Genomic DNA, 24,657 nt, shown 5'->3' on the forward strand with positions numbered 1-24,657 from the left:
CGGCAGAGGGTGTGCGCGGTACAATCCGGCCATCGACCGTCATCACGCCGCTCCACGCCTTCATGAATCGCCCCCCGAGGTACCTCCGTTCATCCGGCTTCGCACGCGCGCAGGTGGCCGCCGACGTGCTCAAGCGCACCGACGCGTTCGCCGCGCTGCGGGCCGGCGTCGAGCAGGTGGCCTCGTTGCAGCGCGACCTGCGCGCATTGCTGCCCGACTATCTGGCCGATCACGTCGATCCGGGATCGATCAAGGACGGCACGCTGACGCTGTTCGCGGCCCATAACGCCCTGGCCGCGCGGCTGCGGCAAGTCGCGCCGCGCCTGGTGGCGGACTTGCAGGCCCGCGGCTGGAACGTGGCGGCGCTGAAGGTGCGCGTGCGGCCCCAGGATGCACCGGAGCCGGTGCGCATCAAACAGGCGCGCATGACGCCGGTCGGCGCCGACGCGCTGCGCGATCTGGCCGACACGCTGCCGCCCTCGCCGCTGCAGGATGCGCTCGCGAAAATGGCCGCGCGCCATGTAAAGAAGCCGGTGCGCTGAACGCGCCCGGCCCCGGGCAGGAAAAGAAAAAGGCAGCCCGCGGGCTGCCTTTTTATCGGATTCGTGCAACTTCGCTCAGGCGAAGGCCGTTTGCGCGTCGAACGCAAAGCCACGCGGCGCGGCTTTCAGATCGTCGAACGTGACCATCTCGTAGGCCTCTTCGTGTGCGAGCAGTTCGCGCAGCAGCGCGTTGTTCAGGCCGTGACCCGACTTGTACGCCGTGTAGGACGCCAACAGCGGATGGCCGACCACGTACAGATCGCCGATCGCATCGAGCATCTTGTGCTTCACGAACTCGTCGTCGTAGCGCAGGCCGTCGTTGTTGAGGATGCGGTACTCGTCGAGCACGATCGCGTTGTCCATGCTGCCGCCGCGCGCCAGCCCCAGCTCGCGCATCATCTCGACTTCGTGCGCGAAGCCGAACGTGCGCGCCCGCGCAATTTCGCGCACATAGGACGTATTGGCGAAATCGACTTCCAGTTCCTGCCCCGTTTTATCGACGGCCGGGTGACGGAAATCGATCGTGAACTTGAGCTTGAAACCGAAGAACGGATCGAGGCGCGCGAATTTATCGCCGTCGCGCACTTCCACCGTGCGCTTGACCTTGATGAAACGCTTCAGCGTGCCCTGCTCCTCGATGCCTGCCGACTGGATCAGGAACACGAACGACGAGGCGCTGCCGTCCATGATCGGGATTTCCTCGGCCGTCACGTCGACATAGAGGTTGTCGACACCGAGACCGGCGCAGGCCGACATCAAGTGCTCGATGGTCGAAACGCGCGCGCCATCCTTCTGCAGCACCGATGCGAGCCGCGTGTCACCGATCGCCATGGCGTTGGCGGGGATCTCGACCGGCGTCGGCAAATCGACGCGCGTGAAGACTATCCCCGTGCCCGGCGCTGCCGGACGGAGGGTCAGTTCGACCTTGCGGCCAGAGTGGAGGCCGATGCCGACCGTCTTCACGATCGATTTGATGGTTCGCTGCTTCAACATGGCGGTGCGCTTCTTGATTGACGTTATCAATCAGTACTTTTATTCGATAGGCGAGAGTATAGCGCAAAACAACAGACGGCGTTCGGCCGATTGTCGTAGCAACTGTTTCTGCACGTTACTCTCGCGGAGCCCGTGCAGGTCGAGAAAGACAGGCCGACGCCCGGAACGGAGGCGTTCCCGGACGTCGGCCCGTATTGCGGCACCCTGTCGTTACGACGCGTTGCCGCGACGCAACGTTCGGCGAGAAACGCTCAGCGTTTCGCCGCCGCCAGGATGCTTGCCGCGTCGCTGACTTCGAATTTGCCCGGCGCCTCGACGGCCAGCGTCTTGACCACGCCGTCGTCGATCACCATCGCGTAGCGCTGGGAACGGATTCCCATGCCGCGCGCGGACAAATCCTGCGTAAGCCCCAGTGCATGAGTGAAGGCTGCGCTGCCGTCCGCGATCATGCGCACCTTGCCCGAGGTGTGCTGATCCCTTCCCCAAGCGCCCATCACGAATGCGTCGTTGACGGACACGCACCAGATCTCGTCGATGCCGGCCGCGCCGAACGCGTCGGCGGCCTCGACATAACCGGGTACGTGCTTCGCCGAACAGGTGGGCGTGAACGCGCCCGGCAATCCGAAGATCACCACGCGCTTGCCGGCCGTCTGTTCGCGCACGCTCAGCGCATTCGGCCCGAGCGTGCAACCCTCACGCGCTTCGTCGACGAATTCGAAGACTTGTGCGTCGGGCAGCGTGTCGCCTGCTTGAATCATGACTGGTCCTTCATTGCGATGCGGTTGCGGGTTGGGTTACGGACAACACGGCCCATGCCACCTCGCGACTGCGAAGCGGGCGATTGGCCCGGCCCTGCGTCGCTGGCGACGCGGCCTCGGTCGATCCGTTCCACCCGTCACGTCGGCAGGCCGCGCGAGCGGCCGGCCTGCCCGTGTCAGTCGGCCTGCTTGCGCAGGAACGCCGGAATGTCGTACGTATCGACGCCCTTTTCCTGCAGCGCCTGCACGTGCGAAGCCGCCGTTTCACGCGAATTGCGCCAGACGGCCGGCGTGTCGAGCGCGCCGTAATCTGCCGTGTTCACGTGCGCCGGTGCGTAGCTGTGGCCCACCGCGGCAACCGGCTGGTTGTCGGTACCGGTGCGCAGCAGGGTCATCGGCGTTTGCTGCTTCTTAGCGGCGCGGCCGAGGCCCGTCGCGACCACCGTCACGCGCAGCGCATCGCCCATCGCGTCGTCGTACACGGCACCGAAGATCACCGTGGCGTCTTCCGCCGCGTAGCTCTTGATGGTGTTCATGACTTCACGCGTTTCCGACAGACGCAGCGAACGGCTCGACGTGATGTTGACGAGCACGCCGCGCGCGCCCGACAGATCGACACCTTCGAGCAGCGGGCTGGCCACGGCCTGCTCGGCGGCCAGACGCGCGCGATCGACGCCGGCCACCGTGGCCGTGCCCATCATCGCCTTGCCCTGCTCGCCCATCACCGTCTTGACGTCTTCGAAGTCGACGTTGACGAGGCCGTCGACGTTGATGATTTCGGCGATGCCGGCCACCGCGTTGTTCAGGACGTCGTCGGCGCACTGGAAGCACTTGTCCATTTCGGCGTCGTCGCCCATCACGTCGAACAGCTTGTCGTTGAGCACGACGATCAGCGAATCGACGTGATCCTCGAGCTGCTGCGCGCCCGCTTCGGCGACGCGCATGCGCTTGCCGCCTTCGAATTCGAACGGCTTGCTGACGACACCGACCGTCAGAATGCCCATTTCCTTGGCGATCTGCGCGACCACGGGCGCGGCGCCCGTACCGGTGCCGCCGCCCATGCCGGCGGTGATGAACACCATGTGCGCGCCGCGCAGCGAATCGGCGATGCGCTCACGGGCTTCCTCGGCCGCCGCACGGCCCATGTCCGGCTTCGCGCCGGCGCCGAGGCCGGTGTTGCCGAGCTGGATCACGTTCGGTGCACGCGAACGCGAAAGGGCTTGCGCGTCGGTGTTCATGACGACGAAATCGACGCCCTGCACGCCACGGTTGATCATGTGCGAAACGGCATTGCCGCCCGCGCCACCGACCCCGATCACCTTGATGATGGTGCCGTTGGTCTCGGTTTCCAGCATTTGGAATTCCATTATTGCCTCCGTCAAGAAAGATAAATCTGCTCGGCGTTATTCGGCAGGAGATCGGGCAACCCCCTGCGCGCGCGCCAGCCGCCGGCACCAGCGCTTGAAATCGTCAAAAATTGCTCAGGAACCAGTCTTTCATTCGCGTGAAGATCTGGCCCGCCGAGCCGGATTGCACGGCCACCTTGCGGCCGCGCATCCGCTGCGCGCTACCCTCGACGAGCAGGCCCATCGCGGTCGAGTAGCGCGGATTGCGCACCACGTCGGCCAGGCCGCCCGCATATTCCGGCGCACCGATGCGCACCGGTTTCAGGAAAATGTCTTCGCCCAGTTCGACCATGCCGGGCATCATGGCAGCGCCGCCGGTCAGCACCACACCGGAACTGAGTAACTCTTCGTAACCCGACTCGCGCACGACTTGTTGCACGAGCGAGAACAGCTCCTCGACGCGCGGCTCGATCACCGCCGCCAGCGCCTGGCGCGACAGCGTGCGCGGACCGCGCTCGCCGAGCCCCGGCACTTCGACCATCTCGTCCGGATCGGCCAGCGCCTGCTTGGCGATGCCGCAACTGACCTTGATGTCCTCGGCGTCCGGCGTGGGCGTGCGCAGCGCCATCGCGATGTCGCTCGTGATCTGGTCGCCCGCGATCGGGATCACCGCGGTGTGACGGATCGCGCCTTCCGCGAAGATCGCGATGTCGGTCGTGCCGCCGCCGATGTCGACCAGCACCACGCCCAGGTCCTTCTCGTCCTCGGTCAGCACCGCCAGCGACGACGCCAGCGGCTGCAGGATCAGGTCGTTCACTTCGAGGCCGCAGCGGCGCACGCACTTGACGATGTTCTGCGCGGCGCTGACCGCGCCCGTCACGATGTGCACCTTCACTTCGAGGCGAATCCCGCTCATGCCGATCGGCTCGCGCACGTCTTCCTGGCCGTCGATGATGAATTCCTGCGTCAGGATGTGCAGCACCTGCTGATCGGTCGGGATGTTGATCGCCTTCGCCGTCTCGATCACGCGCGCGACGTCCGTCTGCGTGACTTCCTTCTCCTTGATCGCGACCATCCCGCTCGAATTGAAGCTGCGGATGTGGCTGCCGGCGATCCCCGTGAAGACGTTGGTGATCTTGCAGTCGGCCATCAGCTCGGCTTCTTCGAGCGCACGCTGAATGGACTGCACCGTGGCCTCGATGTTCACCACGACGCCTTTCTTGAGACCTTTCGATTCGCTCTGGCCGAGGCCGATGACCTCGTAGTGGCCCTCGCCCTTCAGCTCGGCGACGACGGCCACGACCTTCGACGTGCCGATGTCGAGGGCAACCAGCAGATCTTTGTAGTCTTTGCTCATAAGTGCTCTTGCGTGTGATGTCCTGTTACTTCTTGCCCTTGTCGGTATCGCTCAAGAACCGCATGTTCGCCGCGCGGATCGCGAATCCGTTCGGGTAGCGCAGATCCGCGTACTCGATGTCGTTGCCCCAGCGCTGCGAGACGGCCGGCCATGCCGCCACCAGCCGCTGCGCTCGGTCCGGCAGCGTATCCGTGTTGCGCTCCCTCCCGAATTCGATTTCCATGCCGTTCGCCAGCTTGACCGTCCAGGCGTAGCGCGATGACAGCGTCACTTCCTCCGGCTCCGAATTGAGCGGCGCGAGCCACTTCGTGAAGTCGCGATAGCGCTGCACGACTTCCTTGGCGCTGCCGTCCGGGCCGTCGAACGCGGGCAGCTCCTCGTCCAGCTCGCCCTGGTTCGCCGTGAACAGCTCGCCGTCGGTGCTGACCAGCTGATCGCTGCCCCAGGTGCCGAGCGGTTTGTACTCCTCCAGCGTGACGGCCAGCGCATCGGGCCAGACCCGCCGCACGCTCGCGTGACGCACCCACGGCATCTGCTCGAACGCGACCCGCGCGGTGTCGAGATCGACCGTGAAGTAATTGCCTTTCAGGCGCCCGACCACGCCGGCCCGCACCGTCGGCGAGTTGATGTGATCGGTATCGCCGTCGATCAGGATCGTCCGCAACGCGAACGCCGGGCGCTGGATCAGCCAGTAGCAGCCCGCCGCCGTGCAACCGAGCAGCAGCAACGCGTAAAGCGCGCTGGCGGCGAAGTTGAGTTGGCGAACGTTGTTCCACATGGGTTGCGTCCCGTTTCCGTCAGTCGTCGAGCGTCATCGACAGCACCTTCACCACCAGCTCCGAATAGCTGATGCCGACCGCGCGCGCCGCCTTCGGCGGCAGCGAATGGTCGGTCATGCCCGGCGCCGTGTTCACTTCGAGGAAGTACGGCTTGCCGGCCGCATCCAGCATGAAATCGGCGCGGCCCCAATCGGTGCAGCCCAGCACGTCGAACGCGCGACGCGCGAGCCGCTTGAATTCGGCTTCCTGTTCCGGCGCGATACCGCAGGGAATCAGGTATTGCGTGTCGTCGGCGACGTACTTCGCGTGATAGTCGTAGAACTCGCCGGCCGGCACGATGCGGATCACCGGCAGATCGAGATCGCCCGCGATGCACGCCGTGTATTCGCCGCCGCCCTCGATGCTCTGCTCGACCAGCACGATCTTGTCGTGCTTCGCGGCTTCCTCGATCGCGGCCGGCAGCGCCGCGGCGTCCTTCACCTTGATCACGGCGACGCTCGAGCCTTCGCTGGCCGGCTTCACGAACAGCGGCAGACCGAGCTTCGCGACGATCCCGGGGGCGCGCTGCGCGACGTCGTCGCCGCGCATCACGGTTTCGAACGGCGGGGTGGGCACGCCGGTTTGCTGCCACACCAGCTTGGTGCGGAACTTGTCGAGGCCCAGCGCCGAACCGAGCACGCCGGTGCCCGTGTAGCGGATGCCGTAGAAATCGAGCGCGCCCTGAATCTGGCCGTTCTCGCCGTAGCCGCCGTGCAGCGCGTTGAACGCGCGCACGAAGCCTTCGTCCTTCAGCGCGGCCAGCGGCCGCTCGGACGGGTCGAACGGATGCGCGTCGATACCTGCCTCGCGCAGGCCCTGCAACACCAGCCGGCCCGAATTCAGCGACACCTCGCGCTCGGCGGACACGCCGCCGAACAGTACCGCCACCTTGCCGAAACGTTTCGGATCGATCCCGCTCATGTCATTCCTTGTGTTGCTGTTGCTGCGCGATTCGCCCCGGCACCGCGCCGATCGAACCCGCGCCCATCGTGATCACCACATCGCCCGCGCGCACCACCTGGGCCAGCGCGGCCGGCAATTCGTCGACCGTTGCGACGAACACCGGATCGACCCGCCCGATCGCCCGCAGCGCGCGCGACAGCGCCTCGCCGCTCGCGGTCGGAATCGCGGCCTCGCCGGCCGCGTACACCTCGGTCAGCACCAGCGCGTCGACGGTCGACAGCACCTTGACGAAATCCTCGAAGCAGTCGCGCGTGCGCGTGTAGCGGTGCGGCTGGAACGCCAGCACGAGGCGGCGGCCCGGGAACGCGCCGCGCGCGGCGGCGACGGTGGCCGCCATCTCGACCGGATGGTGGCCGTAGTCGTCGATCAGCGTGTAGCTGCCGCTGCCGTCCGCCACGGCCACTTCGCCGTAGCGCTGAAAGCGCCGGCCGACGCCGTTGAATTCGGCGAGCGCCTGCTGGATCGCCGCATCCGACACGCCCAGGTCGGTCGCGATCGCGATCGCGGCCAGCGCATTCTGCACGTTGTGCAGGCCCGGCAGGTTCAGCACCACGGGCAGCGGCGCGCGACCCTCGCGGATCACCGTGAAATGCATGCGGCCGTCGCGCGCGTCGACCTGTTCGGCGCGCACCTGCGCATCGGCCGACAGCCCGTAGCCGACCACCGGCTTCGAGATGAACGGCACGATCTGGCGCACGTTCGGATCGTCGACGCACACCACGGCGCTGCCGTAGAACGGCAGCTTCTGCGTGAATTCGATGAAGGCCTGCTTCAGGCGCGCGAAATCGTGCCCGTAGGTATCCATGTGATCTTCGTCGATGTTCGTGATGACTTCGATGACGGGATACAGGTTCAGGAACGACGCGTCCGATTCGTCCGCCTCGGCGACGATGAAATCGCCCGAACCGAGCCGCGCATTGGCGCCGGCGCTGATCAGGCGACCGCCGATCACGAAGGTCGGATCGAGCCCGCCCGCGGCCAGCACGCTGGCGACCAGGCTGGTGGTGGTGGTCTTGCCGTGAGTGCCGGCGATCGCGATGCCCTGCTTGAGGCGCATCAACTCGGCCAGCATGACGGCGCGCGGCACGATCGGCACGCTCAGGCGGCGCGCGGCCAGCACTTCGGGATTGTCCGACCGCACCGCGGTGGACACCACCACGGCGTTCGCGCCCTCGATATTGGCGGCGTCGTGGCCGATCGCCACGCGCGCGCCCAGCGCCTCGAGGCGCTCGGTCACGGCATTGCGCGACAGATCGGAGCCGCTGACCTGGTAACCCAGGTTGACGAGCACTTCGGCGATGCCGCTCATGCCCGCGCCGCCGATGCCGACGAAATGGATGTGTTTGACGATGTGTTTCATTGCTTCGATTCCAGGTTCGCGCCCGCGACTTGCGCGCACACGCGCGCGACCACGTCGGTGGCATCGGGCTTCGCGAGGGAGCGCGAACGTTCGGCCATGCCGGCCAGCGAGGCGCGGGTCTGGCCACGCAGCCAGTCGGCCAGACGCTCGGCCGACAGGTCGCGTTGTTGCATCAGCACCGCCGCGCCCTGATCGGCGAGGAAGGCTGCATTGGTGGTCTGGTGATCGTCGACGGCGTGCGGGAACGGCACGAACAGCGCCGCCACGCCCACCGCGGCGATCTCCGACACCGTCATCGCGCCCGACCGGCAGATCACCAGGTCGGCGTTCGCGTAGGCGGCGGCCATGTCGTCGATGAACGGCAGCAGCGCGACGTCCTGGCCGGCCGCGAGGCCCGCCGCGTCGTAGTTGGCCCGCAGCGCGTCGATGTGCTTGGCACCAGCCTGATGCACGACCTGGGGGCGCGCCTCGGGCGCGAGCAGCGCCAGCGCACGCGGCACGACTTCGTTGAGCGCCGCGGCGCCGAGGCTGCCGCCCACCACCAGCACGCGCAGCGGGCCGGTGCGCGCGGCGTAGCGCGCGGCAGGCGGCTCGGTGTGCGTGAGCTCGTCGCGGATCGGGTTGCCTGTCCACTCGGCGTTCGGCAGCGCGCCCGGGAACGCCACCAGCACGCGCCGCGCCAGCTTGGACAGCACCTTGTTGGCCAGGCCGCCGATCGAATTCTGTTCGTGCAGCACGAGCGGACGGCCGGTCAGCGCCGTCATCACGCCCGCCGGGAACGTGATGTAGCCGCCCATACCGAGCACCACGTCGGGCCGCACCCGGCGCAGCGCGCCGAGGCTCTGCGCGCAGGCGCGCAGCAGGTTCAGCGGCAGCGTCAGCTTGGTCTTCAGGCCCTTGCCGCGCAGGCCGCCGAAACGCACCGGCTCCATCGCGATGCCGTGCTTCGGCACCAGCGTGGCTTCCATCCCGGCCGGATTGCCGAGCCATACGACCCGCCAGCCTTGCGCCTGCATCCGATGGGCGACCGCCAGCCCCGGGAACACATGGCCCCCGGTGCCGCCTGCCATCACCATCAGCGTGCGCTGCCGTGCGGTCATATCTTGCCTCCGCGCATCAGCACCCGGTTTTCGTAGTCCACCCGCAGCAGCACGGCCAGCGACACGCAGTTGAGCAGGATGCCCGAGCCGCCGTAGCTGACGAGCGGCAGCGTCAGGCCCTTGGTCGGCAGCAGGCCGAGGTTCACGCCCATGTTGATGAAGGTCTGGGCGCCGAACCACAGGCCGATGCCCTTGGCCATCAGGCCGGCGAACGTGCGGTCGAGCGCGAGCGCCTGACGGCCGATCTCGAACGCGCGGCGCACGATCCAGTAGAACAGCAGGATCACCACCAGCACGCCGACGAAGCCGAGTTCCTCGCCGATCACGGCGAGGATGAAGTCGGTATGCGCTTCGGGCAGGTAGTTGAGCTTCTCGACGCTGCCGCCGAGCCCGACGCCGAACCATTCGCCGCGTCCGAACGCAATCAGCGAGTGGGTCAACTGGTAAGCCTTGCCCTGCGCGTAACGCTCATCCCACGGATCGAGATAGGCGAAGATCCGCTCACGACGCCACGGCGATGCCCACACGAGCATCGTGAAGGTACCCACCGCCGTCGCCACTAGGCCGCCGAACAGCTTGCCGTTCACGCCGCCGAGGAACAGCACGCCCATCGCAATCGCGGCGACCACCATGAATGCGCCCATGTCCGGTTCGAGCAGCAGCAGCATCCCGACCAGGCCGACCGCGGCGGCCATCGGCAGAAAGCCCTTGGCGAAGCTGTGCATGTATTCCTGCTTGCGCACCGTGTAGTTCGCGGCGTAGATCGTCACCGCGAGCTTCATGATTTCCGACGGCTGCATGTTCGTGATGCCGAGCGGAATCCAGCGCCGCGCGCCGTTCACGCCCTTGCCGATGTGCGGGATCAACACCACCACGAGCGCGACCAGCGCCAGCAGGAACAGGTGCGGCGCGTATTTGTCCCAGGTCGCGATTGGCACGCGGAACGCGAATACGGCCGCGATCAACGCGACCGTCAGCGAGATGCAGTGACGCATCAGGAACGCGTAGTCGCGATAGGCCGCGTACTTCGGCGAATCGGGCATCGCGATCGACGCCGAATAGACCATCACCACGCCGAGACCGAGCAGCGCGATCGCCACCCACATCAACGAGTAGTCGAAATCGAGCACGCGCGAGCGGGTCGGGCGCACGCCGCCGAGGCCGGCGGCAAAGCCGCCCGACGACGAGGCGCCGCGCGTGGCCGGCCGTGCGACGGCCGCGCCGCCGCCGGCTTCGCGCTGGCCGATGAAACGGGAAACAAAGCGGTCGGACCAGCTCATAGCGTCGTACCTCGGTCGAGTGCGATGTCCTCGAGCGCGCTGCGGAACACCGCGGCGCGATGTGCGTAACCGGTAAACATGTCGAAACTCGCACAGGCGGGCGACAGCAGCACGGCGTCGCCCGGCTCGGCCAGCTCGACGGCGGCCTGCACGGCGGCTTCGAGCGTGGCCTGATCGATCAGCGGCACGCCGGCATCGGCCAGCGCGGCGCGGATCAGCCCGGCATCGCGGCCGATCAGCATCACGGCGCGGCACCAGCGCGCGACCGGCGCGGCCAGCGGCGAGAAATCCTGGCCCTTGCCTTCGCCGCCGGCGATCAGCACGGCGCGTTGCGCGAGGCCGTCGAGCGCGGCCACGGTCGCGCCGACGTTGGTGCCCTTGCTGTCGTCGACGTAATCGACGCCATCGAGCGCGGCGATCAGCTCGACGCGATGCGCCTCGCCGCGATACTCGCGCAGGCCGTGCAGCAGCGCGGCCGGCGCCAGGCCGATCGCACGGGCGAGCGCGAACGCCGCCAGCGCGTTCGCGGCGTTGTGCAGGCCACGAATGCGCAGCGCGTCGGCCGGCATCAGGCGTTTCTGGGCCAGCGCGGGCGCGACGGCCGCTTCGGCCTTGCGACGGCGCGGCGACACCGGCTCGTCGTGGCCATCGCGATCGATCGCTTCCACCAGCCAGTTGATCCCGCCCTCGCGCAGCAGGCCGTAATCGCCCTCGCGCGACGGCTCGTTCAAGCCGAACGTGACCGCGCGCGGCGCGTCGGCGGCCGCGGCGGGCGGCACGAACTTCATGACTTCCGCGTCGTCGCGGTTCAGCACGCGCACCGTGCGCGGCCCGAAAATCCGGCCCTTCGCGGCTGCGTAGGCGTCGAAGCCGCCGTGCCAGTCGAGGTGATCCTGCGTGATGTTGAGGACGGTGGCCGCGTCGGGCGCGAAGCTTTCGGCGCTTTCGAGCTGGAAGCTCGACAGTTCGAGCACCCACACGTCGGGCAGCGCGGCCGCGTCGATCGCGGCCGACAGCTTGTCGAGCATCGCGGGGCTGATGTTGCCGGCCACCGCGACCGAGCGCCCCGCACGTTCGCAGAGCAGGCCCGTCAGGCTGGTGGTGGTGGTCTTGCCGTTGGTGCCGGTGATCGCCAGCACCTTCGGCGCATAGCCGTTCGCGCCGAGCGCGGCCAGCGCACGCGCGAAGAATTCGAGTTCGCCCCACACGGGGATGCCGCGTTCGCGCGCGGCGTCGAGCAACGCGGCGGTGGCCGGATCGCGCGGCGACAGGCCGGGGCTCAGCGCCACCAGCTCCACGCCGCCGTCGAGCAGCGCGGGCGAGAACGGGCCGACGACGAATTCGGCTTCGGCGACGGCGTCGCGCAATTGGGCAAGATTCGGCGGCGCCTCGCGCGTATCCGCGACGCGCAACGGACACGCGTGCCTCGCGCACCAACGCGCGATCGCGAGGCCCGATTCACCGAGCCCCAGCACGAGCACCATCGGCCGTTGCCGATCTCCAAACATCTCGCCAGACATCGCTTGCTATCCCTTTACCGCAATTTGAGCGTGGTCAAACCGAACAGGCAGAGCATCAACGTGATGATCCAGAAACGCACGACCACCTGCGTCTCTTTCCAGCCGGACAATTCGAAATGGTGATGCAGCGGCGCCATCTTGAAGATGCGACGCCCTTCGCCGTAACGGCGCTTGGTGTACTTGAACCAGGTCACTTGCAGCATGACGGACAGGGTTTCGGCCACGAACACGCCGCCCATGATGAACAGCACGATTTCCTGGCGGACGATCACGGCCACCGTGCCGAGCGCGCCGCCGAGCGCCAGCGCGCCGACGTCGCCCATGAACACCTGGGCCGGGTGGGTGTTGAACCAGAGGAACGCCAGCCCCGCCCCGCCCATCGCCGAGCAGAAAATCAGCAGTTCGCCCGCGCCCGCGATGTGCGGGAACAACAGGTATTTCGAATAGACCGAGCTGCCCATCACGTAGGCAAACACGCCGAGCGACGCGCCGACCAGCACCACCGGCATGATCACGAGCCCGTCGAGGCCGTCGGTCAGGTTCACCGCATTGCTCGCACCGACGATCACGAAATACGTGAGCGCGATGAAGCCCCACACGCCGAGCGGATAGCTGATCGACTTCAGGAACGGCAGCATCAGGTCGGCGCGCGCCGGCAGGCCCATCGACAGGCCGCTGCGCACCCAGCTCATGAACAGGTCGAACACGCGCACGTTGCTGGCTTCGGACACGCTAAATGCGAGATAGACCGCGGCAAACAGGCCGATCAGTGATTGCCAGAAATATTTCTCGCGCGAGGACATGCCGCGCGGGTCCTTGTGGACGACCTTGCGGTAATCGTCCACCCAACCGACCACGCCGAAGCCGAACGTGACCAGCATCACGATCCAGATGAAACGGTTCGTCAGGTCGCCCCACAGCAGCGTGGCGACCGCGATGCCGATCAGGATCAGCACGCCGCCCATGGTCGGCGTGCCCGACTTGATGAGGTGGGTTTGCGGACCGTCCTTGCGCACCGCTTGGCCGACCTTCATTTCGGCCAGCTTGCGAATGACCCACGGACCGCAGACCAGGCCGATGCCAAGCGCGGTGATGGTAGCCATCACCGCACGGAACGTCAGATAGGTGAACAAGCGCAAAAAGCTTGCGTCTCCTTGCAGCCATTGCGCCAGCGCCAGCAACATTGCTTACTTCCTTCTCAGTGTGCGTCGGGCGTCGCGCCCGTCGCGGGTTGGTTCGTCAGTGCGTCGACCACGCGCTCCATCTTCATGTAACGCGAGCCCTTCACCAGCACCGTGGCGGCCGCGCCGTGGCCGGCGGCGTCGAGCGCCGCGAGCAGCGCGCCGATCTCGCCGAAATGCCGTGCGGCGGGGCCGAACGCGGCGCAGGCGTCGCGCGTGGCGTCGCCGATCGCGTAAAGCGCCTCGATGCCGCGCTCGCGTGCGTAGGCGCCGATCTCGCGATGGAACGCCGGGCCTTCGTCGCCCACCTCGCCCATCTCGCCGATCACCAGCACGCGCGGTGCGGCCTGCTGGGCCAGCACGTCGATCGCGGCGCGCATCGAATCGGGATTCGCGTTGTAGCTGTCGTCGATCACGGTCGCGCCAGCCAGCGACGCGAGCGCCGCATGCTTGACCTGCAAGCGGCCCTTCACCGGCTCGAACGCCTCGAGGCCGGCGCGGATCGCGTCGAGCGGCACGTTCGCCGCGATCGCAGCCGCGGTGGCCGCGAGCGCGTTGCGTGCGTTGTGCGCGCCCAGCGCCTGCAAACGCACCTCCAGCGCGCCGGCCGGCGTCGCGATGGACAGCACGCCGCCCTGCATGGTGCCCGTCACCGCGGCGTCGGTCGTGCCGGCGCCGTCGTTGAGTGCGAAATCGACCACCCGGTTGCCGGTGGCCGCGACGCGCCAGATCCCGGCGTATTTGTCGTCGGCCGGAAACACCGCGACGCCGTCGGGCGTCAGCGCGTGGATCACCGACGCATGTTCGAGCGCGACGGCCTCGACCGTCGCCATGAATTCCTGATGCTCGCGCTGCGCGTTGTTGACCAGCGCGACCGTGGGCGCGGCGATCTTCGCGAGCGTCTGCGTCTCGCCGGGGTGATTCATCCCCAGTTCGATCACGGCGAGCCGGTGCGCCGGCGCGAGCCGCAACAGCGTCAACGGCAAGCCGATGTCGTTGTTGAAGTTGCCGGCCGTCGACAGCCGGGCATCCTTGCCCACTGCCGCCGCGAACACCGACGCGATCATTTCCTTGACGGTGGTCTTGCCATTGCTGCCCGTCACGGCAACCAGCGGCCCCGTGAAGCGCCGACGCCAGCCGTGCGCGAGCGCGCCGAGCGCCACGCGCGTGTCGGCCACCTTCAGTTGCGCCAGCGTGGCCGGTGCGTCGCTGCGCGACACCAGCACCGCGCTCACGCCGCGTGCGGCGACCTCGGCGAGAAAATCGTGCGCATCGAAGCGCTCGCCCTTCAGCGCGACGAACAGATCGCCTTCGCCTGCCGTGCGGCTGTCAGTGGACACGCGCGAGAACGCGATGTTCCCGTCGCCCGCGATCGTCGCACCCGGAATCAGTTCGGCGGCTTCGCGCAGGGTCAGCATCGTCATTCATTGCCTCCGTGTGTGTGCGTCGCACGCGCGGCCAATGCGAGCCGCGCATGGTTCTGATCGGAGAATTCGCGTTTCTTGCCCATGATTTCCTGTGTGGCTTCGTGGCCCTTGCCGGCGAGCAGCACGACATCCTCGCGCGCCGCGCCGCGTACGGCCTGCAGGATCGCGCTGGCGCGATCCTCGATGCGTTGCGCGGCATCCGGCGTGCGCATGCCGGCGGCGATCTGCTCGATGATGGCGAGCGGCACTTCGCTGCGCGGGTTGTCGCTCGTGACCACGACGCGATCGGCGAGCCGCTCGGCGATGCCGCCCATCAGCGGACGCTTGGTGGTGTCGCGATCACCGCCGCAGCCGAACATGCAGACCAGCGCGCCGCCGCGTGCCGCCGCGATCGGGCGCAAGGCTTCGAGCGTCTTTTCGAGCGCGTCGGGCGTGTGCGCGTAATCGACCACGACCAGCGGTTCGTCGCTCGCGATCCGGCCGCCGAGCCGCTGCATGCGGCCGTTCACCGATTCGAGCTTGCGCAGTTCGGCCAGCGCCGCGTCGAACGGCACGTCGGCCACCAGCAGCGTGCCGAGCACGGCCAGCAGGTTGCTGACGTTGAACAGGCCGAGCGTGCCGACTTCGACATCGGCATCGCCCCACGACGACGCCAGACGGAACGCCGTGCCGGTGGCCGTGGCGCGCACGTCGTGCGCGATAAGTTCGCGATCAGCGTCGGGCGCATCGGCGCGATCGCCAATGCCGTACGCCACGGTCCGCGTGCGCCCGGCCAGCGCTTCGAGCAGACGTTCGCCGGCCGCGTCGTCGCGGTTGACGATGGCGTGACGCAGCCCGCGCCACGCAAACAGCTTCGCCTTCGCGGCCTCGTAGGCCTCGAAGCTGCCGTGGTAATCGAGGTGATCCTGCGTCAGATTCGTGAACACGGCCACGTCGAACGCCGTGCCGTTGACGCGGCCCTGCTGCAGCGCATGCGACGACACTTCCATCGCCACGGCCTTGGCTCCCTCGTCGCGCAGTTGCGCCAGGCTGCGCTGCAGTTGCGGCGCATCGGGCGTGGTAAAGCCGGTGGCGACCAGCCGGCCCGGCATGCCGCTGCCAAGCGTGCCGATCAGCGCGCACGGCGTGCGCAGCGCACTCAGCGCCGTCGCGATCCATTGCGTGCAGGAGGTCTTGCCGTTGGTGCCCGTCACGCCGACCGCGAACATCGCATCGCTCGGATCGCCATACCAGCCGCTGGCGATCTCGCCGGCCAGCGCGCCGAGTTCGGGCACGGCGTGCGTGACAGCCGCGTCGAGCGCATCGACGGCGAAGCCTTCGGGCTGCACCAGCACGGCGGCCGCGCCGCGCGACAACGCGCCGGCGATGTGCTGGCGGTTGTCGACGCCGTCGACCGCATAGGCGAGGAACCCGTCGCCCGGCTGCACCGCGCGCGAATCGGAATGCAGGTTCGCGCCGGACTGCAGATGTGCGCGCAGCCACGCGAGCGCGGCTGCAATTCGAGCGTGCGCCGGATGGGCGCTGCGTACGGCGCTCATCGAACGACTCCGGGGCGGTTATGCGCGTTGCTGGCCACTACCATGTGATGCGCCGGCATGGCCGCGAGCCGCGCGGCGCCAGCCTTCGGCGCGGCAGGTGGCTTCGGCGTGTCGTCGTTCACGACCAGTTGCTTGACGGGCATGTTCGGCGGCACGTTCAGCGCGCGCAGCGTATCGCCGGCAATCGTCGAGAACACCGGGCCGGACACCGCGCCACCGAAGTGGCTGCCGGCGGTGGGCTCGTCGACCGAGACGGCCACCACGATGCGCGGATTCGGCATCGGCGCCATGCCGACGAACGATGCGCGATATTTCTTGTGGTCGTAGCCGCGGCCGACCTGCTTGTACGCCGTGCCGCTCTTGCCGCCGACGCGATAGCCGGGCACCGCCGCGTCGGGCGACGTGCCGTCCTTCGTTACGACGCTTTCGAGCATTTCGCGCACTTCGCGCGCGGTGGTGGGCGAAAACACCTGCGGGCCTTGTGGCGGCTGCTTGTCGTCGGTCTTGAACAGCGACAGCGGCATCAGCTCGCCGTCGTGGGCGATGGCCGTGTAGGCATGCGCGAGCTGGAACAGCGACACCGACAGGCCATAGCCGTACGACATGGTGGCCTGCTCGATGCGGCGCCAGCTCTTCCACGGCCGCAGGCGGCCGGCCACGGCGCCGGGGAAACCGACCTTCGGCGCCTGGCCGAGGCCGATGCTCGTATACATATTCCACATTTCCTCGGGCCGCATCGTCATCGCGATCTTGGTCGCGCCGATGTTGCTCGACTTCTGGATCACGCCGCCCACCGTCAGCACGCCGAAGCCGGCGTCATCGCTGATCGGCGCCCCGTCGAGCACGAAGTGGCCGTTGCCGGTATCGACCAGCGTGTTCGGCGACACGCGGTCCAGATCGAGTGCGAGCGATACCGTGAACGGCTTCATGATCGAGCCCGGCTCGAACGTGTCGGTCAGCGCGCGGTTGCGCAACTGCTCGCCGGTCAGGTGCGAACGGTCGTTCGGGTTGTAGGTCGGATAGTTGACCAGCGCCAGCACCTCGCCGGTGCGCACGTCGACCACCATCGCCGCGCCCGCCTTGGCGTGGAACTTCTCGACCGCGGCCTTCAGGTTCGCGTAGGTGACGTACTGGATCTTGCTGTCGATCGACAGATCGACGTCGGTGCCGTTGTGCGGCGGCAGTTGCTCGTCGACGTCCTCAACGATATGGCCGACGCGATCCTTGATCACGTGACGGCTGCCCGACACACCGGCCAGCAGCTTCTGGTCGGCCAGCTCGACGCCTTCCTGGCCTTCGTCCTCGACATTGGTGAAGCCGATCAGGTGAGCGGTGATCTCGCCTTCCGGGTAGAAGCGCTTGTATTCGTTGCGCGCATAGATGCCCGGGATATCGAGCGCGGTGACCTTGTCAGCCACGTCGATCGGCACCTGCCGCTTCACGTAGACGAAGCTGCGGTCGCCCGACAGCTTGCGGCGCAGCTCGGGCGCGCTCATGTCGAGCAGCTTGCCGAGCTGGTCGAGCTTGCCGGCGCCGAGATCGTCCGGCACCGCTTCGGGGATCGCCCAGATCGCGCGCACGGGCAGGCTCGTCGCGAGCACGAGGCCATTGCGATCGAGGATCTTGCCGCGCGTGGCCGGCAGTTCGAGCGTGCGCTGATAACGGCTTTCGCCCTGCTTCTGGTAGAACGCATTGCCCGGCCCCTGGATCCAGAAGGCGCGCGCGGCCAGCGCGACGAAGGCCATGAACAGCATGAACACGACGAGCTTCGAGCGCCACATCGGCAGATGCACCGACAGGACCGGGCTGGACGCGAATTTCACGTTCGACTGGCGTTGTTTCATCGCCGCCTCCCCTGGTCGCCAGCGGCAGCCGAACTCGGCAGCGGCGTATCGACGGCCTTCACGGCATCGGGCGGCAGCGTCAGGTATTGGGTGCGACCGGTGACGATCGTCTGCATCTTCAGCGAATCGTTGGCGAGCTGCTCGATGCGCGAGGTCTTGGACAACGCGCCCTGCTGATATTGCAGTTGCGCGTAATCCTGCTGGAGCTGGTGCTCCTGCGATTGCGCACGCTGCAACTGGAAGAAGATCTGACGCTGCTGATTGGTCGAATTGACGACCGACAGGGCACAGCCCATCACGACGATCAGCAGGAAGATGTTGAGGCGGTTCATGGCGCGATGCGCTCCGCGATGCGCATCACGGCCGACCGGGCGCGCGGATTCGCGGCCACTTCGGCGTCGCTCGGGAACTTGCGGCCGAGCAGCTTGAGCGGCGGAGACGGGAGATCGGCGGCGCGAATCGGCAGGCGGCGATCGACCACAGGCGCGCTCGCGTGCGTCTGCATGAAGCGTTTGACGATCCGATCCTCGAGCGAATGAAAGCTGATCACGACCAGCCGCCCCCCTTGCTCCAACGACGACAACGCGGACGCTAGAACGACTTGCAGGTCCGCAAGCTCTTGATTGACGTGAATCCGTATAGCTTGAAAGGTGCGGGTTGCCGGATCCTTGCCTTTCTCACGTGTCTTGACGGCGTGACCCACGATTTGGGCAAGCTCGCCCGTGCTGTCGAGGGGACCAAGGCGCTCGGATTCCGCCCGGCGAGCAACAAGCGCCTTTGCAATCTGAAAAGCAAACCGTTCTTCCCCATAATCGCGTATCACCTCCGTCAGTTCCTGCAAGGGCGCGCGGGCCAGCCAGTCGGCTGCCGATTCGCCACGAGTGGTATCCATCCGCATATCGAGCGGGCCGTTCGCGCGGAAACTGAAACCGCGCTCGGGATCGTCGATCTGCGGCGAAGACACCCCCAGATCCAGCAACACGCCCGTCACGCGCGGTACGCCGCGTTCGGCAAGCGCGTCGCCGAGCGACGCAAAACTGTCATGCACGATCGAGAAGCGGGCATCGCCGATCTGACGCGCCGTCTCGATCGCGAGCGGATCCTTGTCGAACGCGATCAGGCGGCCGCCTTCGGCCAGTTGGTCGAGCACCAGGCGGCTATGGCCGCCGCGGCCGAACGTGCCATCCACGTAAAGGCCGTCGGGCCGCGTCACGAGCGCATCGACCGCTTCATCGAGCAGCACCGTCCGGTGCTGAAATTCATTTCCCATCGCGGGCGTCTCCGTCACCGCAATCAGAAGGTGAAATTCTTCAGCGCATCGGGCATGCCCTGCGCCATCGCCGCTTGCTCCTTCGCGATGTAGGTTTGCGAATCCCACAGCTCGAAGTGACTACCCATTCCCAACAACATGACTTCCTTTTCCAGCCCGGCTGCCATTCGCAGCTCCGGCGATACGAGAATCCGGCCCGCGCTGTCGAGATCGACATCCGACGCGTTGCCGAGAAAAATGCGGCGCCACCAGTGCGCGTCCATCGGCAGGGCGGCGATCTTGGCGCGGAAAACTTCCCATTCGGGGCGTGGAAACAGCAACAGGCAGCCGTCCGGATGCTTGGTCACAGTCACCCGTCCTTCTGCCTGTCCTTGCAGCGCCTCGCGATAGCGAGAAGGGACCGACATCCGCCCTTTCGCATCGAGCGTCAGCGCCGACGCCCCCTGGAACACTTTCCGCTCTCCTGTTCGGGGTGTCTCGACACCCGCCCATTGGCTGAGAATCTAACCGGAACGACCCGCCAAATCACACAAAAATACACTTCCTCACACTGTTTCCCACTTTAGAGGAAGGGTCAGGGACGGTCAAGGGCGGTTGCCGTTTTTTTGACGAATTTTGTTAGTTAGAACAAGGACTTACGTTCACCTCTTCACGCTGGCCCTGAAACCGAAATTCGTTTGAAATGAACGGACTAGCGTGATGTGTGGATGTGATACGTGAAAAGGCGCGCGCAAGCTGGCGTGATGGCGAGGGTTAGGGAGGCGGGAAAGTCCGGATCGAGCATTGAAGTTGGCGAGACGCGGGAGGCTCCGCGTCCCACCGAAAACTCAGAGATAGTAGGCAGTCCTCGTCATCACTTTCGAGGCCGCCTGCATCAGCCAGCGAGCCGGCATCGGCAGCTCGGCACCGCCGGCATCGGCGGCCGTGCGGCCGTGTTTGGCCTCGTCGTCACGCATCTGTTCGACGATGGCACGCGAGGCCGAATCGGCTGCCGGCAGCTCGGACAGATGGCTGTCGAGATGGCGTTCGACCTGGCGCTCCGTCTCGGCCATGAAGCCGAGGCTTGCCTTGTCGCCCAGCCGCCCCGCCACCAGGCCGATCGCCATGGCGCCGCCGAACCAGAGCGGATTCAGCAGGCTCGGACGCGAGCCGAGCGACGTGAGACGGTGCATCGTCCACGCCAGATGATCTTCCTCCTCGCGCGCCGATTCTTCGAACAGCGCCTTCAGCGACGGCGACGCCGTCGACAGCTTCTGCGCCTGGTACAGCGCCTGCGCGCACACCTCGCCGACGTGATTGACCCGCATCAAGCCAGCCGCATGCTTGCGCTCTTCCGCGCTCAATTCCGGCAAGAGGTCGCCCTCGGGCAGCGGCACCGGGCGCGTCATGCGGCTCACGCCGGCGATCGCGCGCAGGCCTCGGTCGAATTCGTTAATTAGTTCATCGAACAGCATTCGGGATCTCCGGTCAGCCACTCGCCGCAGGGTTTCGTCAGTTGTTTGTTGCGCTAACTGATCCAATTCTGCCGCGAACATTGCGGTAAACCCCCGATTTTAACCATTGTTGCCAAAAGAGGACATGCGCCATGTCGCGTTGGCCTTTTCCTTTTTCGTAAAAATGCCTTGCGCTACAGTACGTGCGGCTACTCAGAAGTGAAGCGGGGCAACGAACCTACTCAAAACCAAACGCCCCGCCAGATAAAAAATCATTCAGTAATCCTTGGAGATCGTCGAATGAAAAAGTCGCTTTTGGCGCTCGTCGCGCTGGGTGGGTTTGCTGGCGCGGCCCACGCGCAGAGCAGCGTCACGCTGTACGGCATCATCGATGCCGGCATCCTGTTCAACAACAATTCGAATGGCGCACGCCAGTGGCAGCAGTCGAGCGGCGTGCTGCAGGGCAGCCGTTGGGGCCTGAAAGGCGTCGAGGATCTCGGCGGCGGATTGAAGGCCATCTTCGTGCTCGAGAACGGCTTCAGCGTGTCAAGCGGCGCGCTCGGCCAGGGCGGCGGCGAGTTCGGCCGGCAAGCCTTCGTGGGCCTGTCGAGCGATGCATTCGGCAAGGTCACGCTGGGTCGCCAGTACGATTCCGTGGTCGACTACACCGGCGCGCTCGCGACCGGTAGCCAATGGGCCGGCTATATCGGCGCGCACCCGGGCGACCTCGACAACATGAACAACGCCAATCGCGTCAACAACGCGATCAAGTACACCAGCCCCGTGTACGGCGGTTTTCAGTTCGGCGGCTTGTACAGCCTGGGCGGCGTGGCCGGCCAGCCGGGCCGCAACCAGATCTTCTCGGCCGGGGCCGGCTACAACAACGGGCCGCTCGCCCTGGGCGTGGGTTACGTCAACGCGCGCAATCCGAACTACTCGTTCTTCGGCAACAACCCGAACTCGAACACGGCGGCAACGACGAGCGGCCTGAACATGACCAGCCCCGTCTACCGGGGCTACGCGTCGGCCAATACGCTGGAAATCGTTGCGGCAGCCGGCGCCTATTCGATCGGCGCGGCCACACTGGGCCTGACCTACAGCTATACGCGGTTCGACGCGGTCGGCTCGACGGCGGGCGCCAGCCTGAACCCGCTGAACCTGCGCGGCGACGCGGTGTTCAACAACGTCGAAGCGAGCTTCAAGTATCAGTTGAGTCCGGCACTGCTGGCAGGCGTCGCCTACGACTACACGCGCGGCTCCAAGATCAACGGGCAATCGGCGGCCCAGTATCATCAGGTCAACCTCGGCGTCGACTATTTCCTGTCAAAGCGCACCGATCTTTACGCAATCGGTGTTTATCAGCACGCACTGGGCTACGACTCGACCGGCAACCGCGCGGTCGCGGCGATCAACAACATCACCGCTTCCGCCACGCCGAATCAGGTGTCGGCGCAGGTCGGCATCCGTCACAAGTTCTGACGAATACGCATGTAATAACAGCCGCTTCACCCTCGAAAGCGCCCCGCAGGGCGCTTTTTTCTCGCCCGCTCCGGCAGTGTTCCGTCTCAAACAAAACGGGCGCCATTGCTGGCGCCCGTTGCTGTACCGCCTCGCTATCGCTCGATCAGGCCTTACCGTCACGCAACTCGCGACGCAGGATCTTGCCGACATTGGTCTTCGGCAGTTCCGTGCGGAATTCGATGAAACGCGGGCGCTTGTAGCCCGTCAGTCGCTCCTTGCAGTAGGCAACGATATCCGCGTCGGTCAGCGCTGGATCTTTCCTCACGACGAACAACTTCACGGCCTCGCCGGAATGCTCGTCGGGCACGCCGACCGCCGCCACCTCGAACACGCCCGGGTGCGAGGAGACCACATCCTCGACTTCGTTCGGATAGACGTTGAAGCCGGACACCAGGATCATGTCCTTCTTGCGGTCGACGATCTTCACGTAGCCACGCTCGTCCATCACGCCGATGTCGCCCGACTTGAAATAGCCGTCGGGCATCATCACCTTGGCCGTCTCGTCGGGACGATTCCAATAACCGGCCATCACCTGCGGCCCGCGGATGCAGATCTCGCCGGGCAGGCCAAGCGCCACTTCGACGCCATCGTCGTCGCGAATCGAGATTTCGGTCGACGACAGCGGCAAGCCGATCGTGCCCGTGTATTCCGTGGCCGTGACCGGGTTGCAACTGACCACCGGCGAGGTTTCCGACAGCCCGTAGCCTTCGACGATCGGCGTGTGTGTCTTGTCGTACCAGCGCTTCGCGACGCTTTCCTGGATCGCCATTCCACCGCCGTTGGCCACCGCCAACCGCGACAGGTCGAGCTGGTCGAAATCGGGATGATTCAGCATCGCGTTGTAGAGCGTGTTGACAGCCGGGAACGTCGACACCGGATAGCGCTTCAGTTCCTTGATCATGCCGGCGATGTCACGCGGATTCGGGATCAGCAAGCCGGTGCCGCCGGTGCGCATGGTCAGGAAACCACACACCGTCAGCGCGAACACGTGATACAGCGGCAGGGCAGCCACCGTGAAAAATTGCGTTTGCCCGGCCGGCAGCTTCGTATAGGCCGGCGCGTGCCAGGCCTCCGATTGCAGCACGTTCGCGACGATATTCCGGTGCAGCAGCGTCGCGCCCTTGGCCACACCGGTCGTGCCACCCGTGTATTGCAGGAACGCGACGTCGTTCGGTCCGAGCGGCGGCGGCGTAAACGTCTGGCGGCCGCCCTCGGCAAGCGCCGCATTGAAGCGCGTGAACGCCGGCAATTGCCAGGCCGGCACCATCTTCTTGACGCTGCGCACCACGTAATTGACCAGCAGGCCCTTGATGCCGAGCAGGTCGCCCATGGCCGCGACGACCACGTGCTTGACCGACGTTTCGGCGATCACCGCTTGCAGCGTCGCGGCGAAGTTCTCGAGCACGACGATGGCCTCGGCGCCGCTGTCGGCCAGTTGGTGCTGCAACTCACGCGGCGTATAGAGCGGATTGACGTTGACGACGGTATAACCGGCGCGCAGGACGGCGGCAATCGTCACCGGATACTGCAGCACGTTCGGCATCATGATCGCGATGCGCGCGCCGCGCGTCAGCCCACGCGATTGGAACCACGCGCCGAGCTTGCGCGACAACGCGTCGATTTCACCGTAGGTGAGCGCCTTTCCCATACAGATAAAGGCAGTACGGTCGCGATGCGAGCGGAAGCTGTCATCCAGCAGATCGGGGACGGTCGGATAGCGAGATGGATCAATTTCGGCTGGCACGCCGGCGGGGTACGATTTCAGCCAAATCTTGTCCATGCAAGACGTCTCCTTACTGATTTTCGAATGGTCGTGCTAAAAAAGCATCCTAGCCGGTAGACTGCCTCGAAACAACCGGGTTAGACACTCCTTTCAAACTCGGCCGCGCGGCTGGGTTTTATGACCAATTCCGTGTAGGCCGCGATGGTTTGAATCGCGATCTGGTGTCGGATCATCGCAGCGCCAATCGATGCATGCAAGCATTTCGTCGGACGATTTATCCGTTCAGGCGAAATTCAGGAGATATTTTGAGGGATTTTAAAGCGCAGCGGCGTGAACGATGTTCCGCGGCCGAAAAGACAAAACCCCCACTGCATTCGCAGCGGGGGTTCTGAAGGAGGAAGCCTGACGATTACCTACTTTCACACGGGCAATCCGCACTATCATCGGCGTAGAGTCGTTTCACGGTCCTGTTCGGGATGGGAAGGGGTGGTACCGACTCGCTATGGTCATCAGGCTAAAGGGGTTGATGCGTCGCTGCTTGAGCGCCACATCCAATCTGGAAGAAGTAGTAATGAGTTGTGTGTATCGGCACACGAGGACTCAATGCTGTATAACTTGTCGCGCTGTTTAAGATCCTGAACCTGCGGTTCAGGACGGGATGCTCGTCAGTGCTGAAGCACAAA

General features: G+C 65.9%; 21 protein-coding genes and 1 rRNA gene. 2 read left to right on the forward strand and 20 right to left on the reverse strand.

Features of this window, described 5'->3' with window-relative positions:
- Positions 1 to 62: 62 nt before the first annotated feature.
- Positions 63 to 542 (forward strand): DciA family protein, encoded by a 480-nt coding sequence (locus AB4851_RS33195; RefSeq protein WP_414450407.1) that lies wholly within the window; start codon positions 63 to 65, stop codon positions 540 to 542.
- Positions 543 to 617: 75 nt separating this feature from the next.
- On the opposite strand, the gene lpxC is transcribed toward AB4851_RS33195, so the two are convergent.
- The 18 genes from lpxC to coq7 all read right to left on the reverse strand — a co-directional run bounded on the left by lpxC (position 618) and on the right by coq7 (position 20,751).
- Complete coding sequence (gene lpxC / locus AB4851_RS33200; protein ID WP_414450408.1) at positions 618 to 1,535, reverse strand: UDP-3-O-acyl-N-acetylglucosamine deacetylase; 918 nt, start codon at positions 1,533 to 1,535, stop codon at positions 618 to 620.
- A 251-nt stretch (positions 1,536 to 1,786) separates the two neighbouring features.
- Complete coding sequence (locus AB4851_RS33205; protein WP_206127293.1) at positions 1,787 to 2,293, reverse strand: peroxiredoxin; 507 nt, start codon at positions 2,291 to 2,293, stop codon at positions 1,787 to 1,789.
- Positions 2,294 to 2,469: 176 nt separating this feature from the next.
- A complete protein-coding gene (gene ftsZ / locus AB4851_RS33210; protein ID WP_414443836.1) occupies positions 2,470 to 3,660 on the reverse strand; it encodes a cell division protein FtsZ in 1,191 nt (396 codons plus the stop codon).
- 103 nt (positions 3,661 to 3,763) lie between these two features.
- Positions 3,764 to 4,996 carry a cell division protein FtsA gene (gene ftsA / locus AB4851_RS33215; RefSeq protein WP_206127294.1) on the reverse strand — a complete coding sequence of 411 codons (1,233 nt, stop codon included), beginning with the start codon at positions 4,994 to 4,996 and terminating at the stop codon, positions 3,764 to 3,766.
- 25 nt (positions 4,997 to 5,021) lie between these two features.
- Positions 5,022 to 5,774 carry a cell division protein FtsQ/DivIB gene (locus tag AB4851_RS33220; protein ID WP_414443835.1) on the reverse strand — a complete coding sequence of 251 codons (753 nt, stop codon included), beginning with the start codon at positions 5,772 to 5,774 and terminating at the stop codon, positions 5,022 to 5,024.
- Positions 5,775 to 5,793: 19 nt separating this feature from the next.
- Positions 5,794 to 6,735: a D-alanine--D-alanine ligase gene (locus AB4851_RS33225; RefSeq protein WP_414443834.1), complete on the reverse strand. Its 942-nt coding sequence runs from the start codon at positions 6,733 to 6,735 to the stop codon at positions 5,794 to 5,796.
- A 1-nt stretch (position 6,736) separates the two neighbouring features.
- Complete coding sequence (gene murC, locus AB4851_RS33230) at positions 6,737 to 8,137, reverse strand: UDP-N-acetylmuramate--L-alanine ligase (RefSeq protein ID WP_414450409.1); 1,401 nt, start codon at positions 8,135 to 8,137, stop codon at positions 6,737 to 6,739.
- Entirely contained in the window at positions 8,134 to 9,237 is a 1,104-nt protein-coding gene (murG, locus tag AB4851_RS33235; protein ID WP_414443832.1) for an undecaprenyldiphospho-muramoylpentapeptide beta-N-acetylglucosaminyltransferase, read from the reverse strand. The genes murC and murG overlap by 4 nt, the downstream gene beginning before the upstream one ends.
- Positions 9,234 to 10,517 carry a putative lipid II flippase FtsW gene (gene ftsW, locus AB4851_RS33240; protein WP_414450410.1) on the reverse strand — a complete coding sequence of 428 codons (1,284 nt, stop codon included), beginning with the start codon at positions 10,515 to 10,517 and terminating at the stop codon, positions 9,234 to 9,236. Before ftsW ends, murG begins: the two co-directional genes overlap by 4 nt.
- Positions 10,514 to 12,025 carry a UDP-N-acetylmuramoyl-L-alanine--D-glutamate ligase gene (murD, locus tag AB4851_RS33245; RefSeq protein WP_414452002.1) on the reverse strand — a complete coding sequence of 504 codons (1,512 nt, stop codon included), beginning with the start codon at positions 12,023 to 12,025 and terminating at the stop codon, positions 10,514 to 10,516. Before murD ends, ftsW begins: the two co-directional genes overlap by 4 nt.
- A 26-nt stretch (positions 12,026 to 12,051) precedes the next feature.
- Entirely contained in the window at positions 12,052 to 13,221 is a 1,170-nt protein-coding gene (mraY, locus tag AB4851_RS33250) for a phospho-N-acetylmuramoyl-pentapeptide-transferase (RefSeq protein ID WP_414450411.1), read from the reverse strand.
- Between the two features lie 14 nt (positions 13,222 to 13,235).
- A complete protein-coding gene (locus AB4851_RS33255) occupies positions 13,236 to 14,642 on the reverse strand; it encodes a UDP-N-acetylmuramoyl-tripeptide--D-alanyl-D-alanine ligase (protein ID WP_414450412.1) in 1,407 nt (468 codons plus the stop codon).
- On the reverse strand, positions 14,639 to 16,183 hold the full coding sequence (locus tag AB4851_RS33260) for a UDP-N-acetylmuramoyl-L-alanyl-D-glutamate--2,6-diaminopimelate ligase (protein WP_414450413.1): 1,545 nt from the start codon (positions 16,181 to 16,183) through the stop codon (positions 14,639 to 14,641). Before AB4851_RS33260 ends, AB4851_RS33255 begins: the two co-directional genes overlap by 4 nt.
- Positions 16,180 to 18,027, reverse strand: a complete 1,848-nt coding sequence (locus AB4851_RS33265) for a peptidoglycan D,D-transpeptidase FtsI family protein (protein ID WP_414450414.1) — start codon at positions 18,025 to 18,027, stop codon at positions 16,180 to 16,182. Before AB4851_RS33265 ends, AB4851_RS33260 begins: the two co-directional genes overlap by 4 nt.
- Positions 18,024 to 18,359 carry a cell division protein FtsL gene (gene ftsL / locus AB4851_RS33270; RefSeq protein WP_414450415.1) on the reverse strand — a complete coding sequence of 112 codons (336 nt, stop codon included), beginning with the start codon at positions 18,357 to 18,359 and terminating at the stop codon, positions 18,024 to 18,026. The genes AB4851_RS33265 and ftsL overlap by 4 nt, the downstream gene beginning before the upstream one ends.
- Positions 18,356 to 19,297, reverse strand: coding sequence for a 16S rRNA (cytosine(1402)-N(4))-methyltransferase RsmH (rsmH, locus tag AB4851_RS33275; RefSeq protein ID WP_414450416.1), 942 nt, complete (start codon positions 19,295 to 19,297; stop codon positions 18,356 to 18,358). The genes ftsL and rsmH overlap by 4 nt, the downstream gene beginning before the upstream one ends.
- Before the next feature lie 23 nt (positions 19,298 to 19,320).
- The gene (gene mraZ, locus AB4851_RS33280) at positions 19,321 to 19,749 is read right to left on the reverse strand and encodes a division/cell wall cluster transcriptional repressor MraZ (protein WP_206129819.1); all 429 of its coding nucleotides are present in this window, start codon (positions 19,747 to 19,749) and stop codon (positions 19,321 to 19,323) included.
- Between the two features lie 375 nt (positions 19,750 to 20,124).
- Positions 20,125 to 20,751: a 2-polyprenyl-3-methyl-6-methoxy-1,4-benzoquinone monooxygenase gene (gene coq7 / locus AB4851_RS33285; RefSeq protein WP_414452003.1), complete on the reverse strand. Its 627-nt coding sequence runs from the start codon at positions 20,749 to 20,751 to the stop codon at positions 20,125 to 20,127.
- Between the two features lie 279 nt (positions 20,752 to 21,030).
- On the opposite strand from coq7, the gene AB4851_RS33290 reads away from it, so the two are divergent.
- The gene (locus AB4851_RS33290) at positions 21,031 to 22,209 is read left to right on the forward strand and encodes a porin (protein WP_414450417.1); all 1,179 of its coding nucleotides are present in this window, start codon (positions 21,031 to 21,033) and stop codon (positions 22,207 to 22,209) included.
- 145 nt (positions 22,210 to 22,354) lie between these two features.
- On the opposite strand, the gene AB4851_RS33295 is transcribed toward AB4851_RS33290, so the two are convergent.
- Together AB4851_RS33295 and rrf are read right to left on the reverse strand one after the other, a co-directional pair.
- Positions 22,355 to 24,031 (reverse strand): long-chain fatty acid--CoA ligase, encoded by a 1,677-nt coding sequence (locus AB4851_RS33295; RefSeq protein WP_414450418.1) that lies wholly within the window; start codon positions 24,029 to 24,031, stop codon positions 22,355 to 22,357.
- Between the two features lie 343 nt (positions 24,032 to 24,374).
- Positions 24,375 to 24,488: ribosomal RNA gene (gene rrf, locus AB4851_RS33300) — 5S ribosomal RNA — on the reverse strand.
- Positions 24,489 to 24,657 lie beyond the last annotated feature (169 nt).

This window comes from Burkholderia sp. 22PA0099, assembly GCF_047497165.1.
Classification (GTDB): domain Bacteria; phylum Pseudomonadota; class Gammaproteobacteria; order Burkholderiales; family Burkholderiaceae; genus Burkholderia.

What these genes read in the sequence shown, in the direction of transcription:
- ftsA (WP_206127294.1), bottom strand. Translation starts at nt 4,996, where the DNA reads ATGAGCAAAGACTACAAAGATCTGCTGGTTGCCCTCGACATCGGCACG.
- AB4851_RS33295 (WP_414450418.1), bottom strand. Translation starts at nt 24,031, where the DNA reads ATGGACAAGATTTGGCTGAAATCGTACCCCGCCGGCGTGCCAGCCGAA.
- AB4851_RS33260 (WP_414450413.1), bottom strand. Translation starts at nt 16,183, where the DNA reads ATGAGCGCCGTACGCAGCGCCCATCCGGCGCACGCTCGAATTGCAGCC.
- AB4851_RS33195 (WP_414450407.1), top strand. Translation starts at nt 63, where the DNA reads ATGAATCGCCCCCCGAGGTACCTCCGTTCATCCGGCTTCGCACGCGCG.
- lpxC (WP_414450408.1), bottom strand. Translation starts at nt 1,535, where the DNA reads ATGTTGAAGCAGCGAACCATCAAATCGATCGTGAAGACGGTCGGCATC.
- AB4851_RS33265 (WP_414450414.1), bottom strand. Translation starts at nt 18,027, where the DNA reads ATGAAACAACGCCAGTCGAACGTGAAATTCGCGTCCAGCCCGGTCCTG.
- murD (WP_414452002.1), bottom strand. Translation starts at nt 12,025, where the DNA reads ATGTTTGGAGATCGGCAACGGCCGATGGTGCTCGTGCTGGGGCTCGGT.
- AB4851_RS33255 (WP_414450412.1), bottom strand. Translation starts at nt 14,642, where the DNA reads ATGACGATGCTGACCCTGCGCGAAGCCGCCGAACTGATTCCGGGTGCG.
- AB4851_RS33225 (WP_414443834.1), bottom strand. Translation starts at nt 6,735, where the DNA reads ATGAGCGGGATCGATCCGAAACGTTTCGGCAAGGTGGCGGTACTGTTC.
- ftsZ (WP_414443836.1), bottom strand. Translation starts at nt 3,660, where the DNA reads ATGGAATTCCAAATGCTGGAAACCGAGACCAACGGCACCATCATCAAG.
- AB4851_RS33205 (WP_206127293.1), bottom strand. Translation starts at nt 2,293, where the DNA reads ATGATTCAAGCAGGCGACACGCTGCCCGACGCACAAGTCTTCGAATTC.
- mraY (WP_414450411.1), bottom strand. Translation starts at nt 13,221, where the DNA reads ATGTTGCTGGCGCTGGCGCAATGGCTGCAAGGAGACGCAAGCTTTTTG.
- coq7 (WP_414452003.1), bottom strand. Translation starts at nt 20,751, where the DNA reads ATGCTGTTCGATGAACTAATTAACGAATTCGACCGAGGCCTGCGCGCG.
- AB4851_RS33220 (WP_414443835.1), bottom strand. Translation starts at nt 5,774, where the DNA reads ATGTGGAACAACGTTCGCCAACTCAACTTCGCCGCCAGCGCGCTTTAC.
- murC (WP_414450409.1), bottom strand. Translation starts at nt 8,137, where the DNA reads ATGAAACACATCGTCAAACACATCCATTTCGTCGGCATCGGCGGCGCG.
- ftsL (WP_414450415.1), bottom strand. Translation starts at nt 18,359, where the DNA reads ATGAACCGCCTCAACATCTTCCTGCTGATCGTCGTGATGGGCTGTGCC.
- murG (WP_414443832.1), bottom strand. Translation starts at nt 9,237, where the DNA reads ATGACCGCACGGCAGCGCACGCTGATGGTGATGGCAGGCGGCACCGGG.
- rsmH (WP_414450416.1), bottom strand. Translation starts at nt 19,297, where the DNA reads ATGGGAAATGAATTTCAGCACCGGACGGTGCTGCTCGATGAAGCGGTC.
- ftsW (WP_414450410.1), bottom strand. Translation starts at nt 10,517, where the DNA reads ATGAGCTGGTCCGACCGCTTTGTTTCCCGTTTCATCGGCCAGCGCGAA.
- AB4851_RS33290 (WP_414450417.1), top strand. Translation starts at nt 21,031, where the DNA reads ATGAAAAAGTCGCTTTTGGCGCTCGTCGCGCTGGGTGGGTTTGCTGGC.